Source organism: Shewanella indica (assembly GCF_033842865.1).
GTDB lineage: Bacteria > Pseudomonadota > Gammaproteobacteria > Enterobacterales > Shewanellaceae > Shewanella > Shewanella indica.
Map to the genome: position 1 here is coordinate 662,809 of NZ_JAWXXR010000001.1, position 24,307 is coordinate 687,115.

The 24,307-nt window shown below is 51.3% G+C and carries 18 protein-coding genes and 1 riboswitch; of the genes, 7 read left to right on the forward strand and 11 right to left on the reverse strand.

What is annotated here, in order from left to right; all coding sequences use genetic code 11:
* Positions 1-150: 150 nt before the first annotated feature.
* On the reverse strand, positions 151-1,140 hold the full coding sequence (locus SIL79_RS03070; protein ID WP_233962637.1) for a 2-hydroxyacid dehydrogenase: 990 nt from the start codon (positions 1,138-1,140) through the stop codon (positions 151-153).
* Positions 1,141-1,337: 197 nt separating this feature from the next.
* Complete coding sequence (gene fccA, locus SIL79_RS03075) at positions 1,338-3,122, reverse strand: fumarate reductase flavoprotein subunit FccA (RefSeq protein WP_039035053.1); 1,785 nt, start codon at positions 3,120-3,122, stop codon at positions 1,338-1,340.
* Positions 3,123-3,519: 397 nt separating this feature from the next.
* Between fccA and SIL79_RS03080 the strand changes: the two genes are divergently transcribed.
* Genes SIL79_RS03080 through SIL79_RS03090 form a run of 3 tightly spaced genes read left to right on the forward strand, consistent with a single transcriptional unit; the run spans position 3,520 to position 4,769 of the window.
* Positions 3,520-3,930, forward strand: coding sequence for a hypothetical protein (locus tag SIL79_RS03080; RefSeq protein ID WP_039035054.1), 411 nt, complete (start codon positions 3,520-3,522; stop codon positions 3,928-3,930).
* Entirely contained in the window at positions 3,927-4,445 is a 519-nt protein-coding gene (locus SIL79_RS03085) for a class I SAM-dependent methyltransferase (protein ID WP_039035055.1), read from the forward strand. Before SIL79_RS03080 ends, SIL79_RS03085 begins: the two co-directional genes overlap by 4 nt.
* Before the next feature lie 33 nt (positions 4,446-4,478).
* Positions 4,479-4,769: a hypothetical protein gene (locus SIL79_RS03090; protein ID WP_028779462.1), complete on the forward strand. Its 291-nt coding sequence runs from the start codon at positions 4,479-4,481 to the stop codon at positions 4,767-4,769.
* Between the two features lie 204 nt (positions 4,770-4,973).
* Here the strand turns inward: SIL79_RS03090 and SIL79_RS03095 are convergent, their stop codons facing one another.
* Together SIL79_RS03095 and SIL79_RS03100 are read right to left on the reverse strand one after the other, a co-directional pair.
* Positions 4,974-5,165 (reverse strand): hypothetical protein, encoded by a 192-nt coding sequence (locus SIL79_RS03095; RefSeq protein ID WP_039035056.1) that lies wholly within the window; start codon positions 5,163-5,165, stop codon positions 4,974-4,976.
* Between the two features lie 184 nt (positions 5,166-5,349).
* Positions 5,350-7,458, reverse strand: a complete 2,109-nt coding sequence (locus tag SIL79_RS03100) for a winged helix-turn-helix domain-containing protein (RefSeq protein WP_319618962.1) — start codon at positions 7,456-7,458, stop codon at positions 5,350-5,352.
* Between the two features lie 208 nt (positions 7,459-7,666).
* Between SIL79_RS03100 and rluA the strand changes: the two genes are divergently transcribed.
* Both rluA and asnC read left to right on the forward strand, forming a co-directional pair.
* Entirely contained in the window at positions 7,667-8,344 is a 678-nt protein-coding gene (rluA, locus tag SIL79_RS03105; RefSeq protein ID WP_039035058.1) for a bifunctional tRNA pseudouridine(32) synthase/23S rRNA pseudouridine(746) synthase RluA, read from the forward strand.
* A 108-nt stretch (positions 8,345-8,452) separates the two neighbouring features.
* A complete protein-coding gene (gene asnC / locus SIL79_RS03110; RefSeq protein WP_039035065.1) occupies positions 8,453-8,914 on the forward strand; it encodes a transcriptional regulator AsnC in 462 nt (153 codons plus the stop codon).
* Positions 8,915-9,075: 161 nt separating this feature from the next.
* Here asnC and SIL79_RS03115 read toward each other — a convergent pair whose 3' ends face one another.
* The 4 genes from SIL79_RS03115 to SIL79_RS03130 all read right to left on the reverse strand — a co-directional run bounded on the left by SIL79_RS03115 (position 9,076) and on the right by SIL79_RS03130 (position 16,429).
* Complete coding sequence (locus SIL79_RS03115; protein ID WP_039035543.1) at positions 9,076-12,945, reverse strand: S8 family serine peptidase; 3,870 nt, start codon at positions 12,943-12,945, stop codon at positions 9,076-9,078.
* Between the two features lie 189 nt (positions 12,946-13,134).
* Positions 13,135-14,241 (reverse strand): succinylglutamate desuccinylase/aspartoacylase family protein, encoded by a 1,107-nt coding sequence (locus tag SIL79_RS03120; protein ID WP_071476534.1) that lies wholly within the window; start codon positions 14,239-14,241, stop codon positions 13,135-13,137.
* Positions 14,231-15,598: a lysine-sensitive aspartokinase 3 gene (gene lysC / locus SIL79_RS03125; RefSeq protein ID WP_039035541.1), complete on the reverse strand. Its 1,368-nt coding sequence runs from the start codon at positions 15,596-15,598 to the stop codon at positions 14,231-14,233. Before lysC ends, SIL79_RS03120 begins: the two co-directional genes overlap by 11 nt.
* Positions 15,599-15,734: 136 nt before the next feature.
* A riboswitch (Lysine riboswitch) is annotated at positions 15,735-15,912 on the reverse strand.
* A gap of 82 nt (positions 15,913-15,994) precedes the next feature.
* Positions 15,995-16,429 carry a DUF3293 domain-containing protein gene (locus tag SIL79_RS03130; RefSeq protein ID WP_071476533.1) on the reverse strand — a complete coding sequence of 145 codons (435 nt, stop codon included), beginning with the start codon at positions 16,427-16,429 and terminating at the stop codon, positions 15,995-15,997.
* A 560-nt stretch (positions 16,430-16,989) separates the two neighbouring features.
* On the opposite strand from SIL79_RS03130, the gene arcA reads away from it, so the two are divergent.
* Positions 16,990-17,706: a two-component system response regulator ArcA gene (gene arcA, locus SIL79_RS03135; RefSeq protein ID WP_039035539.1), complete on the forward strand. Its 717-nt coding sequence runs from the start codon at positions 16,990-16,992 to the stop codon at positions 17,704-17,706.
* A 337-nt stretch (positions 17,707-18,043) separates the two neighbouring features.
* Here arcA and fusA read toward each other — a convergent pair whose 3' ends face one another.
* The 3 genes from fusA to SIL79_RS03150 form a co-directional block, all read right to left on the reverse strand.
* Positions 18,044-20,134, reverse strand: a complete 2,091-nt coding sequence (fusA, locus tag SIL79_RS03140) for an elongation factor G (protein WP_039035538.1) — start codon at positions 20,132-20,134, stop codon at positions 18,044-18,046.
* Positions 20,135-20,395: 261 nt separating this feature from the next.
* On the reverse strand, positions 20,396-21,829 hold the full coding sequence (locus SIL79_RS03145; RefSeq protein ID WP_319618963.1) for a diguanylate cyclase: 1,434 nt from the start codon (positions 21,827-21,829) through the stop codon (positions 20,396-20,398).
* A 51-nt stretch (positions 21,830-21,880) separates the two neighbouring features.
* On the reverse strand, positions 21,881-22,066 hold the full coding sequence (locus SIL79_RS03150) for a hypothetical protein (protein ID WP_039035537.1): 186 nt from the start codon (positions 22,064-22,066) through the stop codon (positions 21,881-21,883).
* 326 nt (positions 22,067-22,392) lie between these two features.
* Between SIL79_RS03150 and SIL79_RS03155 the strand changes: the two genes are divergently transcribed.
* Positions 22,393-24,300 carry an ABC transporter ATP-binding protein gene (locus SIL79_RS03155; protein WP_215773457.1) on the forward strand — a complete coding sequence of 636 codons (1,908 nt, stop codon included), beginning with the start codon at positions 22,393-22,395 and terminating at the stop codon, positions 24,298-24,300.
* The last annotated feature ends 7 nt before the right edge of the window (positions 24,301-24,307 follow it).

Below are 24,307 nucleotides of genomic sequence, written 5' to 3' on the forward strand. Positions count from 1 at the left end.
CGGTTATTTCAATCTAGCAATCGGGGAGTCGGGTGTCAGTATTTATCTTTAGAGAATTCTTGCAAAGGACTAGGGCCATTTGCTGCGAACCACGTGCATCCAGGCCTGTAAGCCGACGCAGAGCACACATGGGACTTATTCGTACCTTCCTTAGAAAAGCTCGTTACCCGAACGCTCACCGCTGAGGAGTTTCTGTACATTGGACAGTGTGGTGTGGGCGATGGCGCCCAAGGCCTCTTCGGTCAAAAACGCCTGGTGACCGGTAAAGATCACGTTGTGGCAAGCCGACAAACGCCGGAACACATCGTCCTGGATCACTTCATTGGACTTATCTTCAAAAAACAGCTCTTTCTCGTTCTCATACACGTCCAACCCCAGCGAACCTATCTGTCCGAGCTTGAGCGCTTCCATGGCATCTATGGCGTTGAGCAAGCCACCACGACTGGTGTTAATCACCATCATGCCCGGCTTCATCTTGGCAAAGCTGTCTGCGTTGAGCAGATGGCGGTTTTCCGCCGTCAGCGGGCAATGAAGACTGATGATATCGCTCTGTTGGTACATCTCATCCAGGGTGACATAACGAGCCCCCAGCGTCTCTACTTGCGGGTTGGGATAAGGGTCAAACGCCAGTACTTTACAGCCAAAGCCCAGCAAGACCTTGATGGTAGCAATACCGATTTTCCCTGTGCCGACCACGCCCACTGTCTTACCGAACATGTTGAAGCCCACTAACCCTTCGAGAGAGAAGTTGGCATCCCGGGTGCGTTGATACGCCTTATGGATCTTGCGGTTCAGGGTCAATATCAGGGCGACCGTATGTTCGGCTACAGATTCTGGAGAGTAAGCCGGGACATTGACAACATTCATACCCAGACGTTTGGCCGCATCCAGGTCGACATTATTAAAGCCGGCACAGCGCATGGCGATGATCCTGGTGCCGTTGACAGCCAGTTCTGTCAACACCTCTTCATTGAGTTCATCGTTGACGAAGGCGCAGATCACTTCGAATCCGTAAGCCAGTTTCACTGTTTGCATACATAGGCGCACATCAAAGTACTCAATTTGCGCCCCGAAGGCTTCATTGGTACGGTTGAAATGCTGCATGTCGTAACGCTTGGCGCTAAAAAAACCTATCTTCATGCTATTTATGACCCGGTAATTGGAATGGTAGCTAAAAGTGTAAGTGAATTACTTAAACTTGTCTTTGCCTGGCAATAGCTATCTCACCGGAAACATGATGCAGCGCAATAAAAAGAAAAAAGCGGACTCCTGACAGTCCGCTTTTTTAATAGGGGCTCAAACGCCCCGACTCCGTGCTATCGGAGAATTAGCTTGGCCTAGTGCTCTTTAGCGTACTTGGCAGCTTCAGCACCGGCGATACGACCGAAGGTCACGATATCAGAGATGGCGTTACCACCCAGACGGTTGGCACCGTGAACACCACCGGTAGCTTCACCGGCAGCATACATACCCTGGATCAGATGACCGTCTTTGGCTTTAACCTCAGTCTTGGTATCGATCTTCACGCCACCCATGCTGTGGTGTACAGCTGGCTTAACTTCGATGGCGTAGTAAGGAGCAGTACCCAGTTCACGAGGCAGGTTAGGACGCTCGAATTGAGTGTCTTTGCCAGACTTCACGAAACCGTTGTAGCTGGCGATAGTCTTGGCCAGTTCCGCACCTGGAACACCAATCTTCTTGGCCAGTTCTTCAGGGGTCTTACCTTCATCAACAATGCCCAGATGGACATAGTTTTCAATCTTCTTCAAGCTCTTGCGAACTGAGTCATCGAACACCAGGAAGGCACTGGCACCTTTCTGTTGCAGGATGGCTGCAGAAGCCTTGTCACGAGTAGTGATTTCGTTGACGAAACGGTCACCTTCGCGGTTAACCAGGATAGCACCGTTACCACGTACGGCCTCAGTTACCATCACACCACCACGTGGAGACAGAGTTGGGTGAGCCTGTACCCATTCCAGATCGCGGGTATCGGCACCGGCTTGCATGGCAACGTCCAGACCGTCACCGGTTGCACCAGGATGGTTGGTAGCAGCAAAACCTTTCAGTTTAGGGTCGTACTTGGCAACGCGGTCGTTGTTTCTGGCAAAACCACCGGTAGCCATAACCACGGCATCAGCCTTGATCACGTAGTAACCAGTGTACTTACCTTCAACCAGAACGCCGGTCACTTTACCTGAATCATCTTTCAGTACGCGAACAACGCGGCTGTTCAGACGGATATCGGTACCGCGCTTAACAGCGTTGTCCCAAAGAACCTGAGCTACGTGAGCACCCACACCGGCACCACCAGTTGGACGGTGACTACGGTTTACACTTGCACCACCCATACGACCTACGTCATTCATGTCGGCGCCCATAGCGGTCAACCAGTCGATAGAGTCGGAAGAGTTGTTGGCCAGTACTTTAACCAGCTCAGGATCGTTGATGTTACGGCCACCTTTCATGGTGTCCTCAATCATGATCTCTTTCTTGTCTTTAATACCCAGAGCCGCTTGAGGCTTGGTTTCAGCAGCGTTCATACCGCCGGCAGCCAGCTTGGTGTTACCACCAGCAACAGGTTCTTTTTCCAGCAGAATAACTTTGGCACCGTTGTCGCGGGCAGATACTGCGGCGGCCAGACCGGCACCACCAGAACCTATGATAACCACGTCAGTAGTTTCACGAGGACCAGCTGCGATGGCTTTGTCTTGAGCATCTTTCTGCACGTCGATAGGAACGAACTTACGCTCCCACTTACCGCCGAATGGCATATCGAAGCCGAAGCTATGGCAAGCGTCACAGTATGCCACTGATTTTTCATGGCCGATGTGGCAAGAAGTACAAGCGATTTCACCGATAAGGTGAGACTTGTGTGGAGAAATTTTCAGATCTTTTTCACCGGCAGCGATCTCATTCAGATCACCGTGGCAGCTAACGCACTGAGCGTTCTCATGGGTCAGGTTGTCATCGGTTGGGCCTTTCTCGGAAACGTGGCAAGTATCGCAACCGCCCATCTCACCATGAAAATCCGCCAATACATCTGCGCCGGCATAAGCTGTACCGGCCATCATGCCGGAAATCAGAGCAGCCAGTGCTGTTTTTTTAAGTGCTCCCGTGAACATAAAGTGTTCCTCCACCATATTATTTCACATACTCATATATAGCTATTTCGTACTACAGTACTTTTTAGTTTTTTATACCAATTACCAAGGCTGTAGCACGTCATATCTCCCACGGCAGAAGATATCACTACCCCTTTAGTCATATATTTAACTGAGTCACAAAAAATTTCCTGCTGCAGACAGCTATCCGCATTTCTGTGCACTTTTGCAGATTAGCTGGTCACATATTGATACAAATCACGGTCAGCGTACCGTATAACTGACGAAGTTAACGTTTTGATGTTCTGTATTTCCATGTGAGAAGACTCGACAAATACAAGATCAAGCATAGTCGCCAATCAGTGAATACTGCTAAGCTAACGAAAAATTTGTACTCTGGATCACAAATATCATCGCCATGGCAAAAACACAGATGTCAGAAAAGCAGTTTTGGCTACAACGCCTTTGTAAGACCAGCCTCAGAGCCCTGCACATTTTGGGAATAGTCGGTGCCGGTGGCGGTATTTTGCTGTCGGTCCCCAGAGAAAGCTGGCAGCTCTATTGGATCATGACCATGGCCAGCGGCAGTTGCCTGATGCTGTGGGAGATAGTCCGGGATTGGCGCTGGCTTATTCAACTAAAAGGGGTGTTGACCCTGATGAAGCTGCTGCTAATCCTGTTGTTTATTCCCCTGGCAGCCTACAAGAGTGAATTACTTGTGACTGTGGTTTTACTTTCGGTCATAGTGTCACACGGGCCTGCGGGCTTGCGGCATTACTCTATAGTTCATAGACGCAGAATCGACAGTCGCAAGGAGATCAAAGGATGAATACCGCAGAACTGATTACCGCCTTTGACCGGCACACTGAGATAACACCTGAGCTCAGAGTGCTGGACCTGGCATGCGGCTCAGGGCGCAACGGTCATTGGTTTGCCAAACAGGGCGCCGAGGTCACCTTCATCGACCGCAACCCCGAGAGCTTCGATGAGCTCTGGCGCCAGTTTCCTCACTGCCAATACCTGGAATGGAACCTCGAGCAGGGTGACAAGCCCGATCTGCGCCCTTTCGACGTGGTATTGGTGTTCAACTATTTACATCGTCCTTCGCTGCCCTGGATTGCCAAACAACTCAAGCCTGGAGGCCTGCTGTTTTACGAAACCTTTACTCGAGAACAGGCCAAGTTCGGCCGTCCCAGCAACCCGGACTTTTTACTGAATGAGGGTGAGCTACAACACAGATTTGCCAAATTCGAGACTTTACATTACTTTGAAGGCCATATGCCCGGCGGAGAAACGGGAATGCTGCAAGCCAAGGCGCAATTGATTGCCAGAGCCGTCCGCTGATCCGCCTTTATTCAGCTGTATCAAGGACCTGTAATGTTTCCCTATCCCGAGCAGTATCGGCTTGCCCTGCCCCCGCTGATCACCGCCTTTATGGTGCTCTGGTCACTGTTGACCCGGCCTCTGCTGGGAGATGCCAGCCCATTCGCCCTTTATCCCTTGTTGCTACTGTTTCCCCTGGTGCTGGGGCTGCACCTGCACCTTATCTGGCAAGCCGCCGGCTTACGTCGCCTGGATCAGGCTTTTTACGCTTTGGTACACGGCATTCTGGCTTTCGTGGTCTGGACCTTTTGCATTATGCATGTGGGCGGTCACAGCTTCTCCTAAGCTTGCAGATGAATAAAAAGGGGCGCGGTTAATACCGTGCCCCTTTAGCTTGGAAAGGGGGGGTTATTTGTCCTTCGGGTCGAGCAACCTTGATTCTTCGGACGCAAGAACCAAGTTTAAAAACAGGTAGTACACCAATACAAAAGCGCTCAGTGAACCGACCAAATAGAGAGTTACCTGCAACATGATGGCCTCCATTGATGGTTATAGATTGATGGACTCATCGGGGATCTTGTAAATCACACACTCTGGATACGGCTCACACAGAGATGGCGTATTGACTTCATCCTTGCCCTTGGTGGGTGTCGACGCCAGCAGTAGCGGTAAAGCAAACAGAGTAGAAAGCAAGGCAAACCCAATCGCATTTTTCACAAACTGATTCAAACTTTTCATCATCTTTTCTCCTGCTGGGAAGGGGTGGGCGCAAGCTGCGCCCGAGATTGCTTTAACCGTTTAGCTCGGTACTCAGGGTAAAAACCAAGCGCTTTGGTGGTCAGGCAATCAAACTTGTCCCTAAAGCTATCTCAGGCAGAGAAAAGCACCATAATGAAAAGGTGACGGAAAGGTGATGTCTTATAAATCAGTTAATTACTTCAACTATATCGGTATTGGCAGGCCCCAGTAACGCCAGCGATATCTGGCCGTCATCTGTCACTGACAGCAATCTTGGGGAAACTTTCTCCATCGGAATGTCGCGCTCCTCTCTCTTACCTGTATGGAGATCTATCTTGAGGATGCCCATAGCATTGTCGTTGGGCCGCAGCAACCAGAGTGCCTCGGAAGCCAGTTGCCAACTGCTGCCGAAGTGAGGAGTATAATGGTCATAAAAGAGTTCTTCGACGCCCTGCTTCAGGCGCCAAATCCCTTTCTTGTACAGGCGGGTAAAATAAAGAGTACCGTCGGCGGCGTATTTGGCAGAAAAGCCATCTGTCAGTAAGGATTGCTGCTCACCACTGTCCAACAGCAGGCTGTTTATCTGCCAGCGACCATCAACACTAACCGCTGCCAGCAATTCATTACTGCTGCGCCCCCAGCTGACATTCCGGACATTGCCCAGTTGAGGGAAAAACTTGAGTTCACCGTTTTCAGGGTTAAGGACAAACACCTGTTGGTTGAGACTACCGGCAACCAGCTTGTCGTCGGCTGAATAACTGAGTTCATCTATATGGGAAAAAGTGCTCAGGCGACTCAGCTGTTTCTCGGTGCCCTGTTCATCCCGACGCCATAGTTGTGGCAAGCCGCTGCGATTGGAAACAAAGATCAACTCCTTGCCATCGTGGCGCAAGGTACCGGCGGTATCACGGCGACTGGACGCCACAAAGCGCTGCGGTTTGGAAGCCTCATCGAAGGGCGAGGACCAGAACCAGATCTCCTCTTCAAACAGTTCGCCGACAACCGCCGCCATGCGTCCACCACTATTGGCCGAGGGAGAATTGATTTCCTGCAATACACTCGTCAGCCGGGTTAACTTGCGGGGTTTGAGTTGCAAACGGTGAAGTTGCCCCTCCTCACCTCTGTATACCAAGGCGTTGCCGCCTTTATCCCAGGCGATACTACGCAGTGGATACCCCACCCGCTGCAGGTTTTGCCAATCACCGGATTCAATATCAAAGAGTAAGATCTGAGTATCAAACCAGTTGATACTGCGCAGCACCGCCAGACTGTGACCGTCGGGAGACAAAGCCAGCGCATAGTCGCCGCGCCCCACCACATGAGGTTGACTCAACTGCTGACGCCGGCCATCGCTGAGGCTGAGCAGAAAAATGCGTTTGAAGCCTTCGACCCCATCGGCATCGACATAAAACAGCGAGCGGTTCGATGGGCTCCAGGCGATGCTGGTAGACTGTGTCGTCTGATGACACTGGCTGACTATGCGGCTGCGCATCCCTTCGTCAGTCAGCTCTGTCAACATGATACGGCAGCCCTGAGTTTCACTGAACGCCAAATAAGCCAAGGCCTTGCCATCGTGGCGCCAGGCCGGGTAGCGCAGACTGTAATCACCCACAACAGGAATGGTTTTGATGACCCTGTCGCCGAGTGACATCAGCTCAATATGCCATTTATCGGCGTTCAGTTCCCGATAGGAAAACGCCAGCATACTGCCATCGGGGGACAGACTGGGGTCCACCTCCTGACCATTGAGTGAAGTCAGTGGAGTCAGACGCCGGATGGCCACATCGGTCAACTCAAGCTGGGGGTTTTCCTGGGCCGGTGCCAGATAGAGCCAACTGGCGATACCCGCTGCCAGCACTCCGAAGGCGCCGCCCCAATAGCCCCACTTGCTGCCGCCTGCTGCTATCTTTTGCTCAGTCTCGGCTCCTATCGGTTTTATTGGCAAAAGTTCGTCCGGCGAATCGTCATCGAGTGTCGTTTCACGCACTTTCGCTATTAGTACATAGCCCTGTTTGGGCACAGTCTTGATAAAACGTGGCGCTCTGGGATTATCCTGCAGATGCTGGCGCAGCAAACCGATAATGCGGTTGATGGCGTTATCCGTGATAATACCGCCGTGCCAAACCTCCTGGATCAACATCTCTCGGGTCACCAAGGTGTTGGCATGATGGATAAGACACAGCAATACCTGCATCACCCTGAGTTCGAGCCGTACTTGAGCCTCTTCGCGGCTCAACGTACTCATCTGAGGGTCAACCAACCAATCTTCCAACAGGTAACCTGAACGCCTTCCCATACCAATCCATTTCCAATTCAAACACTAAGATACTAATTGCCGCGGTTGTAAAAGAGAAGTAAAGCACTCAAATTAACCCAGGTAAGATATGGACAAGCCCCATGATGCTCTGCGTTGGCTTACTCGCCTGGATGCAACAACGCCCAAGAGCTTGCATCTGCCGACAGCCGCGGTTATCTTTGCCGTCCATTTTCATTGAGGCCATGACATGTCAGATTTTGTCTACAATCCACCAACCGAGCCTTGGCTGGATATTCTCTACCAGGACAAGGACATCATAGTCATCAATAAACCTTCGGGACTGCTCTCGGTTCCCGGACGGGATCCGGCCCATCACGACAGCGCCTATGCCAGAGTGTTGGCCGAACATCCGCAAGCACAAGTGGTTCACCGCCTGGACATGGCCACCTCGGGCGTACTCTTATTGGCACTGAGGCGCAGTGCCGAGCGTGAGCTGAAACGCCAGTTTCGAGACAGGGAAACCCAAAAGAGTTACTACGCCAGAGTCGCCGGTCATATCAAGGCCAACCAAGGCAGTATAGAACTGCCACTCATTTGCGATTGGCCCAACAGGCCCAGACAGAAAGTCGACCATCAAGTGGGTAAGCCGTCACTGACTCACTATGAGGTGATCAGCAAGGGACGCTATTCAACTCTGGTCAAGCTGATCCCCATCACAGGGCGTTCACATCAACTCAGGGTGCATATGATGGCGCTGGGCCATCCCATTCTGGGCGATGGTTTCTACGCCGACTCCTGGGCAAAAAGATTGGCTCCCAGATTGCTGCTGCACGCCGCCAGCCTCAGCATCCAGCATCCCTACTCGGGTGACCCCATGAGCTTCAGTGCACCTGTGCCTTTTCTCACGCCCGAAGGCGAACAATAACCGCTAACATCACCCTAGATGTTGAGCCAAAAGTCGCCTTAAGACTGGCAATTTTACAATAAAACACGTAAATTCATGCCTGATTATAAGCAATTTAGGCGTGATGCTGTGGATACATCATTTCAAAGAGATCAACTGGACAATCAGATCCTGGAAGCCCTGATGCAGGATGCACGAACTCCTTTTGCCGAGCTGGCCAAACGCTTCAGCGTCAGCGCAGGCACAATTCATGTCAGGGTAGAAAAGATGAAACAGGCAGGTATTATCACCGGAGCCCAAATATCGGTAAACCCCAAAGCTCTGGGCTATGACGTCTGCTGTTTTATCGGCATCAATCTCAAGAGTGCCGGTGACTACCCCGCCGCCATCTCAAAGCTCAATGAGCTGGAAGAAGTGGTCGAAGCCTACTACACCACAGGCAATTACAGTGTGTTTGTCAAAGTAATGTGCCAGTCCATCGATGCCCTGCAACACGTGCTGATTAATCGTATCCAGTCGATAGATGAAATTCAGTCCACCGAAACCCTGATAAGCCTGCAAAACCCAATTGTCAGGGCAGTAAAACCTTAACAACAGATAAAGAAAAGGCTGCCAAATTGGCAGCCTTTTTCAGTTTAAGACTCGGGGAAGTGCTTATTGCAAAGGACTAAAGCCATTTGCTGCGAGCCACACCTTGCATCCAGGCCTGTAAGCCGACGCAGAGCACACATAGGACTTTGTTCGCACCTCCCTTAGCTCGATTTCCTGCGCAGCCAGCCTAAAGGCAGCAACAACAGTGACAACCATCCCAGTGAACCACCACTGTCACGCTCCCAGTCAAACACCACTATGCTGACCGTTTCCGTGGTGCTATTACCCTTGGAGTCACTCACCTTCAGATTGAAAGTCAGCAAATCGCCAGGACCACCCACTTCAGGCGCTGTCAGCTCCAACTTGGCCGCCGAGCTGTCAAACTTCAGCGGCGCGCCGGCGATCTGAGTCCAGTGATAGCTGACCGAATCACCATTGGGATCGGCCGAGGCTGATGCATCGATAACAAAGCTATTACGCTCTGCCACTCGGTCGGGTGCATTGACTTTGATAACAGGAGCACCTTCTTTGACATCAAACAGATACTCCTGAGTCAATACCTCGGCGGTATCATTGACAACGGTATTGCTCAGTATCAGCTTATTACCCAGCCCCTGTTTACGCGGGATAAACTTGAAACTCAGTGTTTTGGCCGGATCGCCAGTTTGCATCACATGAGTCCAACTCAATACTCCTTGAGCCAGCTCCCCTTGGTCGCTGATAGCCGTGACTTCATGCCCTTCCGGCACCATGGCCTTGATCTGATACTCCCGAGCCTCAAGGGAAGTATTGGCAGCGATAGTTACTGTCATGGTTACTGGCTGCCCAGGGGTCATCTCACCACTGAGTACACTGGCCGCAGGCATCTGCACATCATCAACGACCCGGTTGAAAGCAACCGGCAAGTTCTTGGCGGCGACATTGGCATCACTGGACGTCAGAGTTACCACAGCATAACCCAGGTCGCTAGCGACAAAATTATCCTTCCAGGCGAACTTCAGTGAGAAGTCCTCGTTGTCACCTGTCTTGGTCAGAGTAAAATTGTCCTGAGCCGGACCTGCCTCTACCACAGAAGTTTTCAGGGTGAAGGGATCTTCGGCATTGGCGGCTGAAGCCTCATAGTTTTGCACAAAGATATAATAGTCACCGGTTTCTGGATTACTGATACTGACAGATTCATCAGAACCAGCTCTGGCCGATTGGCCGACAAGGGCATCCAACGACCCGTCACTGTCTCTGTCTATCGCCACATAGAGATCCAAATCCGGGGAATTGGTGGCAGTAATAGTCGTATTAAACAGCTTTGCCCCCTCTTCAACCCTGTAGGCAACGAAGGCGACACCATCAGTAATGTCGTCCAGGAAGCTACCAACATTTGAATCTTGCTTCAATACCGCCTCAAAACTGTCGGCCAGTGCCAAGGCAGAGACTTCTGCATCCAGTCCAGTCATATCAAGCGATTTAAGCTCGTTGAAAGTCAGCTCGTCAGCATCTCGTCCCGCCCTGATGGTAAAGCTGTCCGGCAAGTTATCACGGGCAGCTTTAACCGCCACAGGCATAGCCGCATCAGGGTGGTTGCTCGAGGTCAACAGCAGGTTACCAAACGCCCAATCACTTGAGCTCACCCCAGTGATATCGGCGGTGACAGTCACCACCTGCGACTGCCCTTTGGTCAGAGTGAAGTTTTCTGGTGAAACCGTTATTTTCAACCCTTCAGTCGTCGCTACTCCGGCAGCGCTCCATACGCCATCTTTGGTAGCCGTGACTTTTCGCTTCCAGCTGCAACTATTAACACATTGGCTACTGGACATACTGGGAAGATTCAAACGTCTTGGATCACCACCGAGCTCTGGGTTGGCAAACTCATAATTGTCCGCCAACTCATCCATGACAAGCCCAGTCTTGGCGGCCAAATCCACCCGTATCCGACCGGCTCCCACATCAAACGGATCCGCGGTAGTTTTACCATCTGCCTTGGTCATGGCACTGGCTGTTGTTGCTGTCAGCATCAAGGCTGAACGGATATTATCCGGCGTCCACTCTGGATGAGCCGACTTCAGCAGCGCCCCAGCGCCCGCCACATGAGGACTCGACATAGAAGTACCGGACATCAGGGTATAATCAGCAGGATCAGTACCTGTCACTTCATGGCCATACTGTTCATCGGCGTAAGCGGCATAGATGTCCACACCCGGAGCTGAAATCGACGGCGCAATCACGTCGAAGTAACGGTTTGGTCCAAGTAGAGAGAAACTTCCCAACACATCGGCCTGACGCTCAACGGCCGATGGAGTGGCATTGATTTTGGCCACCAAGCCTGGCGTGGCCGCCAGCGCATCCACGACGGCCAAACCGTCAATATTGCCGATGAAAACAGAAGGGATACTGGTGTTACCAAGTCCGGACATCTTGTTTCTGACGTTGCCTTCACCGTCTTTGTTAAAGACAATAACCCCTACTGCACCCGCCTCTTTGGCATTATTGACCTTGTCGGCGAAGTTACAGCCGCCGCGCTTAATCAGCGCCAACTGCTCCTTGAACGCATCGGCGGCAAAGGCGTTGCAACCTTCGAAATTATCAGCAGCCAAGTCACCGGCGTACACCAAAGGTGCGCTGATGTCTGTAGTAATCACCGGCCCGGTTCCCTGAGTGTAATCCAGCAGGTCACCGTTGAATTCGAGAGTGGAGCGCACTTCGCGGTTATGGGTTGATGCCGCGACTGAGGTATACCAAGGCGCATTCTTGGGTGAAGAAAAGGGAACTTGATTAACCGATGCAGAGGTATTTCCGGCCGACACGGCAGAGAAAATGCCGGCATTACGGGCTGCCAGGAAGCTCATTTCAGTGGAACTGGCCCAAGGGAAACCACCGCCGCTGATGGAATAGTTGATCACATCCACTCCATCGGCAATGGCATCATCCAACGCCTTGAGAATCGCCGATGTGGGGCAACCTGAGTATCTATCGCCATTGTTGCCCGGACGGCAGATCTGATAGGCAACAATATTGGCATGGGGAGCGACCCCGGAGATTTGTGTAAACTCGAGTCCGGTCTCAATGCCATCCCCTTGAGCCTCACCGACCTCACCGACAACATAAGGGACATTCTTAAGGATATTTCCCGCTGCCGTACCGGCAGTGTGAGAACCATGACCACCATAATCCTCACCATTCTTGGCAGGAGGTGTTGGACCAAAGACCTCCCCATCATCATAACTATCGGTAATCTCAGGATAACTTCTGACTCCGATCAGCTTATCGTTACACATGTCAGAGAACTCTACCGCACAGTCTCCGACGTAGACACCTTGTCCCCAGGGATTGGTATGGTCATAACCATCACCCCCAATATCCGCAAAGGATGGATGATCACTGTTGATCCCCGAATCGATCACCCCGACTATGACCCCTTCCCCCATAGCCTGAGTCCCTGTAGCACTGCCGTCCCACACTTTGGGAGAACCTATCATGTTCTGGCTGCTGTCGGTATCCATTGAATAAAGGCTTTCCCGCTCAATGAAAGCTACTTCGGGTAACTTGGACAGGGCTTCTGCCTGCTGCTGATCCATGGTGACCGCCAGCCCATTAAAGGCATAGTGATACCTGACCTTAGCCTGTAACTGAACCCCTTGGGCCGCAGCACTCATTAAAAAGTTCTGTTGCTTGGCATTCAAATACTTCACGTAGGACTTCACCGCCACACTGGCGGTATTCAGCTTGGGGGCCTTTTGGGACGCCAACCCTTGACTTCGCTGTGGACTGGTGGCTTCAAGCCCGGCAATACCACCGGCATAATTCGCCACAGAGGGATCTTTAAGGCGCACTATATAAGTGTATTTCCCCTCAGCAAGTCCTGGTTCCCTGACAAACTTATGTTGCCCCATCTCTTGCTGTTGTCCTTTGCGACCGCTGGATGCACTAAGCAGATCTGAAGAAATAAATGGATCTGAAACGCTCAACGGCGCGGCCTGGGTATGGCATGACATGGATAACAGCGCTGCTGAAACAGCTATTGCAACTTGACTCTTCAATTGTCTACTCCCATTAAGACTGTTTATTGTTGTTTTATGTTTCCGTTTTAAAAACACCCTAAATACAAGGGCGCCAAACATTTGTAACACCTATGGATACAATTGAAAAACAAATACACAAAAAATTACAATTTATCAGCCATTTACAGAATGATAGACGTTAAACTCCGGCTCACACCGGGACCTAACTTAATCAGAAAGAGTAAAGTAGTTGGTCATCACCTTGTAGAGCTCAGTCCCTTGGTGCACAGACGCCGAGGCAAAATGCAGCACGGGGATCACATCTTCCTCAAGTGAGAGCTTGGTAACCTCTGTGCCAACATCGACTCGATCGAGCCTGAGAATATTGACCAGAGGCGCGCCGGCGGGCAAAGGCACTCCCGGCTCGGCCAGATACTCCACCATACCCGCCATAGGTGCGTGAAACTTTCGATAGTCTTTCAGCAAACAAGCAAAACGCGGCATCACCTGCGGCAGTACGCTTTGGGCTATCACCTCTCTATAGCTCAGATAACTTAATATCCCTTCCGCATCCCGACTGGCATCGGCAAGATCGATACGCTCCTGACTGCCAAGCTCCAAAGTAAAGGCCGATACTGCGACTTTTAGATCTCGCCCCCTACTCTTGGCATAATCGCTGAGTTGCCACCAGGGATTAAAGGCCGCTTCATCCATGGCACCGCCAAAGCCTTTAGGCATCACCAAGGTGTAGGGAATATGAAAGTAGTCGGCAGCTGACAGCTCATACTCGGGACAATAAAGGTGTTTACAGGACTTGGGGCCGGTGTGCAGATCCAGCACTATGTCAGCGCCATGTGCCAGTTTCTGCAGATTGAGCGCCAATCTCTGGCCGGTCGTCACTCCCCAGGGATTGGCCAATGCCTGTTCACAGTTGGCAATGAGAAGCTGACGAAAAGCATCAAACAGTGCTTGCTCCGGCAGCTCACTATACTGCGGATACCAGTCATCCAGATGGACGACCTGCTCAAGATAGGCTCGGTTCCAGTTGATACCTGTGATGGGATCGAAGCGGCCTAAGGTAAACTCACCGCTTTTCTGGTTGATCCCCAAGGGGTTGGCCAAAGGCACCAGAGTGACATCTCCCAGAGGCGGATGCGCCTTGAAGTACTGCAACAATTGCAAAATCACCGCATTGCCCTGTACCTCGGCGCCATGCACATTGGCCTGAATATAGACGCTGGGCGCCGAGTGACCGGTGCCTTTGAAGCGATATATGGGGATGGTGATAGGCTGACCTGCGGCCAGCTCCCCAACCTGCAGGTGTTCAAGCTGCATCCTGAGCACCTTCAAATAAGTTACGATGCAAAGCGGCCACCACATCACCGGCTTCGGCTTCAGACACCAAGACACAGAGATTGTGTGGACTGGCGCCCTGACAGATCATTCGGACGTTATGGGGTTCGAGCACTTCAAATACCCGGCGACAGATCCCGGCGGTAGTGGCTATCTTGTTGCCAATGATCGCCACCAGAGCCAGCTTGTCTTCCACCCGCACCCGGCAGTTTTGCGATAACTCTTGCAGCAGAGCTTCGGTCAGAAGCCCCTTACCGGCTGAATCTGAGCCTGTTTTGTCCAGGGTCAGCGACACATTCACCTCTGAGGTGGTAATGAGATCGACACTGATCTTGTGCCGCGCCAACACAGCAAAGGTCTCAGCCAAAAAGCCCTGGGCATGCAACATCTGCAAACTATGCAAGTTAAGCAGGGTCTGATCTCGTCTCACGGCAACGGCCCTGAATACCGGCTCATCTTCCACTTGATGGCGGATCCAGGTGCCGCCTTTTTCCGGCGCCCGACTGGAACCGACAAACACTTGGATCTGTTGGCGCACCGCCGGCAAGATGGTGGCAGGGTGTAACACCTTGGCGCCAAAAGTAGCCATCTCCGCCGCCTCATTAAAACTGATTTCTGCGATAGGCCTGGCGTTGGGAGCCAGTCTGGGATCTGTGGTGTAAATCCCTTCTACATCGGTCCAGATCTCAACCGCATCGGCTTGCAAAGCTTCTGCCAACAGAGCCGCGGAATAATCACTGCCGCCACGCCCAAGGGTAGTGGTTCGCCCCTCGGCATCGGCACCGATAAACCCCTGGGTCACCAACAGTTGCTGCTCAAGCAAGGGTTGTAATTTCTCTGTCGCCAGTCGCTTCAGTTCGGCGATTTGTGGTTCGGCCTTGCCGAAATGGCTATCGGTACGCATCACCTGACGCACATCAAAGGCGCTGGCCTTGGCACCGCGTTCTCTCAATACCGCGGCAAACAGCGCTGAAGAGCATTGCTCACCAAGGGACAGGATCTCATCAACCATAGCATTACTCGGCCCCTGCAACAGCTTGGCACTGAGCGTTGCCATACGGCTGAGCAAGGCATCCAGCGCCGCGGCAACAGCAGCAGGTCTACCAAGTTTGTCCAGAATCGCATATTGAATGCTGGCAATATCTTTCAATAATTTGAGACGGCGCTCATCCCCCATGTCTGCCTGAGACAACTCCACCAACAGATTGGTTACGCCACTGGATGCACTCACCACAACCAGACGAGTAGCCGAATTTCCAAGCACTATATCGGCACAGCGATTCATCGCCTGATAATCGGCAACTGAGGTACCGCCAAACTTGGCAACAACAAGAGACATCAGCGCATTCCCCCACAGGCAGGTGACAGGGAAAGGTCGACAACGAGAATAGACTTCATGAGTTAAGCTCCGAACAGATAACGTTCGAAGAGCCTGGTGCTGAGATAACGCACCCCAAAGTAGGGACAAAGCGATCGTCACCAGAAGCTCTCCACCAAAAACCAGGTGACAGCCGCCAGGATTCAGCCTGACCAACCGACCGGAGAGCGTTACCAATACGCATCCCGACCTCGGCGTTAATCTCCCTCATGAGCCGTCATAGGAAATTGGTTTCCTCTGACTCACTACCTAGTTAACGCTCCTCTTCTGTTCCTTTCTTGCGAAAGGGATGAAAAAATTAGCAATAAAGCCCTTATGAAGTCAATGCTAATTTGCATCCGATGAAATATCCTCAACTTATTTATCACTAAGTTCAGGTAATTCATTGACCAAACGAGCTCGGCTTGCAAATAATCCAAGCTCTATTTCATGCTTGCCTTTATGGCAGGGCACTAATGTCAGTAAGCCTTTATCCACATAATAAAGTGCATTCTGACGGTACTTGAATGCCAGTTCGATTGCCGCAGCCTTATCCAAAAACAGGGCCCAACTTTTTTCCATATGACTGAGATCCTCAGCCGCACCTATAATGGCCCGATAGGGTATGCCGAGCTTATCAATATCACCTTGTAATTGCCGATCGAGAAGACGGTTCTGGCAGGAAGTCAATTTTTGCCCCAGAGGGTTATGGGCGGTGACAATGGCAAAAGGAACAGCGGAAGAAAACGACTGAGTCAAAAAAAAGCATGCGCTCTGGTAGTACTGCCAGAGACTTTCAAATGCAGCATCCATTGTAGTATCTGTCTCTAATGAACCGGAGTTATTCTAGCAAAGGCTTACGAAATCCCCTAGCCCCGTGAGCAAGCTCACAGTAAGACAAAACACAAAACGCTTAAGTTTCAATATCTAACATAAAAACTTGTGACTTAGATCATAGTTAAACATTAATTTGTTAACATTTCATTTGTTAACAAATGCCTAATCCTAGTACAATGGATTGTATCGACAGAGACCTAGAGTTAAGCGTGTGACCAGGCTAGCGCCATTACGCGACAGCATAAGTCTCTAATGATAACGACTCTGTACCAAATGTAATCTGGTTTTAAGATCGCATTTTCTGGATTTTCCATGTCTTTCAGGAACTAAATCCCGCCACTGGGAATCCTAGAGAGTACAGTTCGCGCCTCTCCAGGTGGAGAGCATACTTTTTGCTAATCATGAAGTGTGTTGCCGTTTCATTTCAGTTTTGAACAGCACTTACGTGAACCCTGTGAATGTTGGCGTTTTAGAGAGTATAGCGGAGCGTCACCCGCGCTCATGGTTAGATAAACTGATTTAATTAGGTAAATAACATGCAAAACCCGCACATTCTGATCGTTGAAGATGAAGCCGTTACCCGTAACACGCTGAGAAGTATTTTCGAGGCAGAAGGTTATGTGGTAACCGAAGCCAATGATGGCGCAGAGATGCACAAAGCCTTGCAGGAAAACAAGGTGAACCTGGTGGTTATGGATATCAATCTGCCAGGTAAGAATGGTTTGCTGTTGGCGCGGGAGTTGCGCGAAATCAACAATATCGGCCTCATCTTCCTTACCGGTCGTGATAACGAAGTAGACAAGATCTTGGGCCTGGAAATCGGTGCCGATGATTACATCACCAAACCGTTCAACCCTCGTGAGTTGACTATTCGTGCCCGCAACCTGCTGACTCGTGTCAACAGCTCAGGAGCTGAAATTGAAGAAAAGGCCGCCGTGGAACATTATCGTTTCAATGGTTGGAGCCTGGAGATCAACAGCCGTTCACTGGTCAGCCCTCAGGGTGAGTCTTACAAGCTGCCGCGTAGCGAATTCCGCGCCATGCTGCACTTTGTGGAAAACCCAGGCAAGATCCTCAGCCGCGCCGAGTTGCTGATGAAGATGACCGGCCGTGAGCTTAAGCCACATGACCGTACTGTTGATGTGACTATCCGCCGTATCCGTAAGCACTTCGAAAGTGTGCCTGATACACCGGAAATCATCGCCACCATCCACGGCGAAGGCTACCGTTTCTGCGGTAATCTGGAAGACTGATAAACACGCGTTATCGGCCCTGAACAAAGCCAGCTTATCGAGCTGGCTTTTGTTTATCTGCTATCACCACTCCCCCTTCTACTGATATTTGCTGTGATTTCCTCACGGTAATGCTCTGCCAATCCCAGCGCCTTTATCTTAGATAGCTCCTTTATCTTAGGTAGCTCCTTTGCCACATATGCCAGTTTCGGAAACAGTTGCCATACGATTGCCCATTGATATTCAGCGGCATCCGCCGAACTGAGTACAAACTTGATTCTGCTGGCTTAGTGGCACTGGATATTCGCCCACAAAAAAACCCGCCATCAAGGCGGGTTTTTATCAGGATAATTAATCCTTATTTCTTGGCTGCGTTACGAGCCTTGGTTTCTGCGATAACAGTCTCAGCCACGTTGGCAGGACATGGAGCATAGTGAGAGAACTCCATGGAGAACTGACCACGACCAGAAGTCATGGTACGCAGGTGACCGATGTAACCGAACATTTCTGCCAGTGGTACATCAGCCTTAACACGTACGCCAGTCAAACCAGCTTCCTGATCCTTGATCATGCCACGACGACGGTTCAGGTCACCGATAACGTCACCAACGTGATCGTCTGGAGTAAACACGTCAACCTTCATCACAGGTTCCAGCAACTGAGGCTTGGCCTTAGGCATAGACTGACGGAATGCACCCTTGGCAGCGATTTCAAACGCGATCGCTGAGGAGTCAACTGCGTGGTAACCACCGTCGAACAGTTCAACTTCAACGTCCAATACTGGGAAGCCAGCCAGAGGACCTTCGTTCATCATGTCTTCGAAGCCGCTTTCAACTGCTGGCCAGAATTCACGAGGTACGTTACCACCAACAACGCTGGAGGTGAACTTGAAGCCACTACCAGCTTCGCCTGGACGGATGCGGTAGTCGATCTTACCGAACTGACCAGAACCACCAGACTGCTTCTTGTGAGTGTAGCTGTCTTCAACGGCTTGAGTGATGGTTTCACGGTAAGCTACCTGTGGAGCACCAACAGTCAGTTCAACACCGTGAGTACGCTTCAGGATGTCTACTTTGATGTCCAGGTGCAATTCACCCATACCCTTAAGGATGGTTTCACCGGTTTCCTGGTCGGTTTCAACCTGGAATGATGGATCTTCTGCAACCATCTTACCCAGAGCAACACCCAGCTTCTCAGAAGCGCCTTTGTCCTTAGGAGTTACAGCGATAGAGATTACTGGATCAGGGAAGATCATAGGCTCAAGAGTACATTCGTGCTTAGGATCACACAGAGTGTGACCAGTCTGAACGTTCTTCATACCTACAACGGCGATGATGTCACCGGCTTGAGCTGAGTCGATCTCTTTACGATCGTTAGCGTGCATCTCAACCATACGGCCGATACGCTCGGTCTTACCGGTAGCAGAGTTCAGGATAGTGTCACCTTTCTTCAGCTTACCAGAGTAGACACGGATAAAGGTCAGGGCGCCGAAACGGTCATCCATGATCTTGAACGCCAGAGCGCGCAGTGGCTCATCGGCAGATACAGTAGCGACTTCACCGGTTTCTTCACCAGTTTCTGGGTCAGTCAGAGGCTGAGGCTCAACTTCTGTTGGAGATGGCAGGTAGTCAACAACCGCATCCAGAACCAGCTGCATACCCTTATTACGGTAAGCAGAACCACAGTAAGTGGGGAAGAATGACAGATTGATGGTACCCTTACGGATACAACGCTTCAGATCTTCGATAGAAGGCTCTTCACCTTCCATGTAAGCTTCCATCAGGTCGTCGTCCTGCTCAACGGCAGTCTCAACCAGGTGCTCACGGTATTCTTCAACCAGATCAACCATGTCTTCTGGAACTTCTTCTACAGAGTAGTTTTCTGGCAGACCAGAATCATCCCATACATAAGCTTTACGGTTCAGAACGTCAACAACGCCCTTAAACTCATCTTCAACGCCGATAGGCAGAGTCATAACCAATGGAGTCGCAGCCAGAACGCGCTTGATCTGACCTACAACACGCAGGAAGTCGGCACCCATACGGTCCAACTTGTTTACGAAGATGATACGAGCAACTTCAGATTCGTTAGCATAACGCCAGTTGGTTTCGGACTGAGGCTCAACACCACCGGAACCACAGAATACACCGATACCGCCGTCCAGAACTTTCAGAGAACGATATACTTCAACTGTGAAGTCAACGTGTCCGGGTGTGTCGATGACGTTGAAACGGTGATCTTTCCAGAAGCAACTTACCGCAGCAGACTGAATGGTAATACCGCGCTCGGCTTCCTGCTCCATGAAGTCAGTAGTAGTGGTACCGTCGTGGCTGTCACCCATCTTGTGGATTTTGCCGGTCAGTTTCAGGATACGTTCTGTGGTAGTGGTTTTACCCGCGTCAACGTGAGCAAAAATACCAATGTTTCTGTATTTTGATAAGTCAGTCATGATTCAACTTCAAATGATTAGTTAATAGGAGACGGAGTATGCCACTTCAAAGCTGCGACAGACGGAACCCCATAAATAAGGCGCGTATTATAACACCGAAACCCCCATAGGCTGCAATCAGCAGTTTCAATTTTCACCAGTTTGTCACCGCTAACGAATAAAAAAAATAAAACACCATAAATTCAACATCTTGAGCACACATACTTTCACTATTCGGGTCATAAACACGGAAATTGACTTCATAAAAGTGCGGCTCTAACCTCAAACCGATGAATTTGGCCCGATTTTATTGGCTCGATCATATTCAGGATCGCAGCAAATTCTGTTACGGCCTTCTGACTTGGCCCGATACAAAGCCAGGTCAGCCCGATCAAATGCGCTCCAAATAGACTCTCCGGGTTTCAGCTCTGTCAGGCCAAAACTACAGCTAAGGCTAACACCGGCAGAAAAGGGATAAACAGTCATCGCCGATGCCAAGCGCTCACACAGATGCCTTGCCTGAATACAATCAGTATCCGGGCAAATAATCATAAACTCCTCACCGCCCCAACGGGCCACCAGGTCGATTTCGCGGGCTCCCTCCATGAGCAGAGAAGCCAGATCACTGAGTATGGAATCACCCACGCTGTGACCATGGCGATCATTGATATCTTTAAAGAAATCTATGTCTATCACTATCAGTGATGTATGCCCTTGCGCTGCGTCACTGCGATGTTCTGGCGCAAAATGTCGATGAAAGTAGTGACGGTTATACAACTTGGTTAAAGGATCGTGGGTCGAAATAAACTCAAGTTCCTTATTGGTTTCCAATAGCTGATTACGCAGTTTCTCCAACTGTTGATTCTTGGCTGTCAGCTCCCGGTTATACTTACTAATCCAGCGGTAGCGCGCCAACAAAGCGCCGAAGACCAGTGTTATCACAACCATAAGCTGCCAAGTCAGCCCTCTATCCGTCTGCTCCAACACCGCCATATTGCTCCACTGACGATACAGCCTGGCCCTGTGGTCGTCAGAAATCTGCGCCAACAAACGATTTAGATCGGGCAGCATCCACTTGCTATTCTCAGTCACCGCCATCCGGAACTGATCCTCAGGCCCGGCCCAACCGGCGATTTTGAGGTTAAACAAGCCGCTCTGCTGAATGCGGGCATTGATGGAATACATAGAACCAATAAACAGATCAGCCTCACCGCTGGATACCATCTCCAGCCCCTGCTGCTCCGTCTCGGCCAGCATAATGTGGATCTTGGGATAGTTCTGACGCACATAATCCAGCAAGCGGTAACCTCTGGGGATCACCAGACTTCTATTCCCGACCTGTTCCATACTTTGTAGAAAGGGTTGCTCGCGACGGGAAACCAACACATTGGGAGAGCGACTATAGATATTAGTGAAGGATAAATATTCGGCGCGCCTGGAGGTATAGTTGAGCATGGGAGTAAATACGCACTGTTGTTGCTTCAAATATGTCAATGTCTGCTGCCAGCTGGCGGTGGGTACTAACTGAAACTGCCAATCAGTCTGCTCTTCAATGAATTCAAGAAAGCCGGATGAAATGCCCACATGTTTGCCTTGGTCTATGCCTTCATAGGGCATCCAGTCGGGGTCGACACAATAGGGAATCGTGACTGCATTGACTGCGGCCGTTGCCAGTAAAAGGTTGCCAAACAATATGGGCCGCAAAAATGTCAGCAAAGTGTTTACTCTCAGGCGAGTCAGAATACATAGAATTTTAGTCCATAAACTTTACTCTCTCATTCTGAGGAGCACTCTACTGCTATCGGCCAGTTCCCGCTTGAGCTGCTCAAGCGAGCACCCGGACGGCGCCAAAGATACCAGCTGTTCATTGCTCAAGCTTTGCCAGTTGGCCTCAATCTGCCCGGCATCGCTGAGATGCAACTCAGCCATGCTGACTACGCGGATCACGCCCATCTACGACTCTCCCTGTCTGCCCCAAGGTAATTAGGCTCCCTTGGTAAAACTCCTTGTTGCCTGTGGCGCTTTTTTTGCGCGCTTGGATGGTACTGCACGTTTTTACAAACAGCAGTTCAGAAATATCTGAAACTTTGGCTTTTTCCGATGTTTTTCGCGTCGTTAGCCGTAAAGCCATACTTTTGAGGGGGGCTTTCATTCGAAATGATGACCGTCATTTACCCCCAGGTGCCAGCTCACAGCAAAGTGTTGCTGCTATAGCCTGAGACCGGGGTTCTGGGCTATCATCTGGCCCCATAATTTCAGCGTATTCCAAAGCAGTATTCATGATCACCATTTCCGATGCCCAGTTGATCCGTGGCACCAAGACCTTGCTTGACGAGGCCTCATTGACTATTTATCCCGGCCACAAGGTGGGATTAGTCGGCGCCAACGGTACGGGCAAGTCCTCATTGCTGGCCCTGATTTTAGGGCAACTACACCTGGACAAAGGCGAGATCAGCGTGCCATCCCAGTGGCGCATTGCAACCGTTGCCCAGGAGACCCCGGCGCTGGAGGTATCGGCACTGGAATATGTGCTCGATGGCGATAGTGAGTTTCGCGAGCTCGAAACCCAGCTGGCCAAGGCTGAAGCCGAGGATAATGGCCACAGGATAGCCGAACTGCACGGCAAGCTTGATGCCGTAGGCGGCTACAGCATACGTGCCCGTGCCGGTACCCTGCTGGCAGGTCTTGGCTTTACCGAGGCCCAGCAGAGCCATCCGGTGAAGAGTTTCTCCGGTGGCTGGCGGATGCGCCTCAATCTGGCGCAGGCACTGCTGTGTCGCTCAGAATTATTGCTGCTCGATGAGCCCACCAACCACCTGGATCTGGATACCATGTACTGGCTGGAAGGTTGGATTAAATCCTATCAAGGCACGCTGGTGCTGATCAGCCACGACCGTGACTTTATCGATGCCATAGTGGACGAAATCGTCCATGTGGAACACCAAAAACTTAACTTCTACAAGGGTAACTACAGCGCCTTTGAACACACTCGTGCCGAACGTATGGCCCAGCAACAGGTGGCCTATGAACGCCAGCAGCGAGAGAGAGCGCATATGCAGTCTTTTGTAGACCGCTTCCGTTACAAGGCCAGTAAGGCCAAACAGGCCCAAAGTCGCCTGAAGGCACTGGAAAAGATGACTGAGCTGATGCCTTCCAAGGCCGACAGCCCTTTCTATATGGAGTTTCGCGAGCCGGATGCGCTGCCCAACCCCTTGGTGAAGATGGAAGATGTGTCGGTCGGCTACGGCGACAAGGCTATTCTCAACAAGGTGCACCTCAATCTGGTGCCCGGCGCCCGCATCGGTTTATTGGGTCGTAATGGTGCCGGTAAGTCCACCCTGATTAAGTTGCTGTCTGAGCAACTCTCGCCCATGCGCGGCCTGTACGAGCCCAATCCCGGGCTCAATATCGGCTACTTTGCCCAGCATCAGATAGAGTTTCTGCAGCTGGATGATACCCCGCTGCAGCATCTGCAGCGCCTGGCCCCCAATGCCCGCGAACAGGAGTTGAGAGACTTCCTCGGTGGCTTTGGATTCCAGGGAGATATGGCGCTGGCCCAAGTGCGTCCCTTCTCCGGTGGTGAAAAGGCCCGTCTGGTACTGGCGCTGCTGGTTTGGCAACGCCCCAATCTATTGCTGCTCGATGAGCCCACCAACCACCTGGATCTGGAGATGCGCCACGCCCTGACCGTTGCGCTGCAGGGCTTTGAAGGCGCCATGGTGATAGTGTCACACGACCGTCACCTGCTGAGACTCACCTGCAACGACTATTACCTGGTCGATGGCGGCGAAGTGCGGATGTTCGATGGCGATCTGGATGACTATCACCAGTGGTTGCTGGATGCCGCCAAAGCCGCAACGGCAAGTGTGTCTCAGGTTGACGAAGCCTCACCGGCCCAGGACAAGAAGCTGCAAAAACGCCTGGAAGCTGAATTGAGGCAAAAACTATCACCACTGAAGAAACGCCAGGCCAAACTGGAAGCCGAGCAGAGCCAGGCTACCGACAGATTGGCGGAGCTGGAAAATCTGCTGGCGGATACTTCTCTCTACGAAGCCGAACAAAAGCCCAGACTGACGGAGATCCTCGCCGAGCGCACCCAACTTTCGCAGGCGCTGGAAGAGAGTGAAATGAACTGGTTGGAACTTCAGGAAGAGATAGACACCATCGAAGCCGAGTCAGGCCTTTGAGCCGGGG

Excerpts from the sequence above, each read along its gene's own strand:
- SIL79_RS03070 (WP_233962637.1), bottom strand. The coding sequence starts at position 1,140 with ATGAAGATAGGTTTTTTTAGCGCCAAGCGTTACGACATGCAGCATTTC.
- fccA (WP_039035053.1), bottom strand. The coding sequence starts at position 3,122 with ATGTTCACGGGAGCACTTAAAAAAACAGCACTGGCTGCTCTGATTTCC.
- SIL79_RS03080 (WP_039035054.1), top strand. The coding sequence starts at position 3,520 with ATGGCAAAAACACAGATGTCAGAAAAGCAGTTTTGGCTACAACGCCTT.
- SIL79_RS03085 (WP_039035055.1), top strand. The coding sequence starts at position 3,927 with ATGAATACCGCAGAACTGATTACCGCCTTTGACCGGCACACTGAGATA.
- SIL79_RS03090 (WP_028779462.1), top strand. The coding sequence starts at position 4,479 with ATGTTTCCCTATCCCGAGCAGTATCGGCTTGCCCTGCCCCCGCTGATC.
- SIL79_RS03095 (WP_039035056.1), bottom strand. The coding sequence starts at position 5,165 with ATGATGAAAAGTTTGAATCAGTTTGTGAAAAATGCGATTGGGTTTGCC.
- SIL79_RS03100 (WP_319618962.1), bottom strand. The coding sequence starts at position 7,458 with ATGGGAAGGCGTTCAGGTTACCTGTTGGAAGATTGGTTGGTTGACCCT.
- rluA (WP_039035058.1), top strand. The coding sequence starts at position 7,667 with ATGTCAGATTTTGTCTACAATCCACCAACCGAGCCTTGGCTGGATATT.
- SIL79_RS03120 (WP_071476534.1), bottom strand. The coding sequence starts at position 14,241 with ATGCAGCTTGAACACCTGCAGGTTGGGGAGCTGGCCGCAGGTCAGCCT.
- lysC (WP_039035541.1), bottom strand. The coding sequence starts at position 15,598 with ATGTCTCTTGTTGTTGCCAAGTTTGGCGGTACCTCAGTTGCCGATTAT.
- SIL79_RS03130 (WP_071476533.1), bottom strand. The coding sequence starts at position 16,429 with ATGGATGCTGCATTTGAAAGTCTCTGGCAGTACTACCAGAGCGCATGC.
- arcA (WP_039035539.1), top strand. The coding sequence starts at position 16,990 with ATGCAAAACCCGCACATTCTGATCGTTGAAGATGAAGCCGTTACCCGT.
- fusA (WP_039035538.1), bottom strand. The coding sequence starts at position 20,134 with ATGACTGACTTATCAAAATACAGAAACATTGGTATTTTTGCTCACGTT.
- SIL79_RS03150 (WP_039035537.1), bottom strand. The coding sequence starts at position 22,066 with ATGGGCGTGATCCGCGTAGTCAGCATGGCTGAGTTGCATCTCAGCGAT.
- SIL79_RS03155 (WP_215773457.1), top strand. The coding sequence starts at position 22,393 with ATGATCACCATTTCCGATGCCCAGTTGATCCGTGGCACCAAGACCTTG.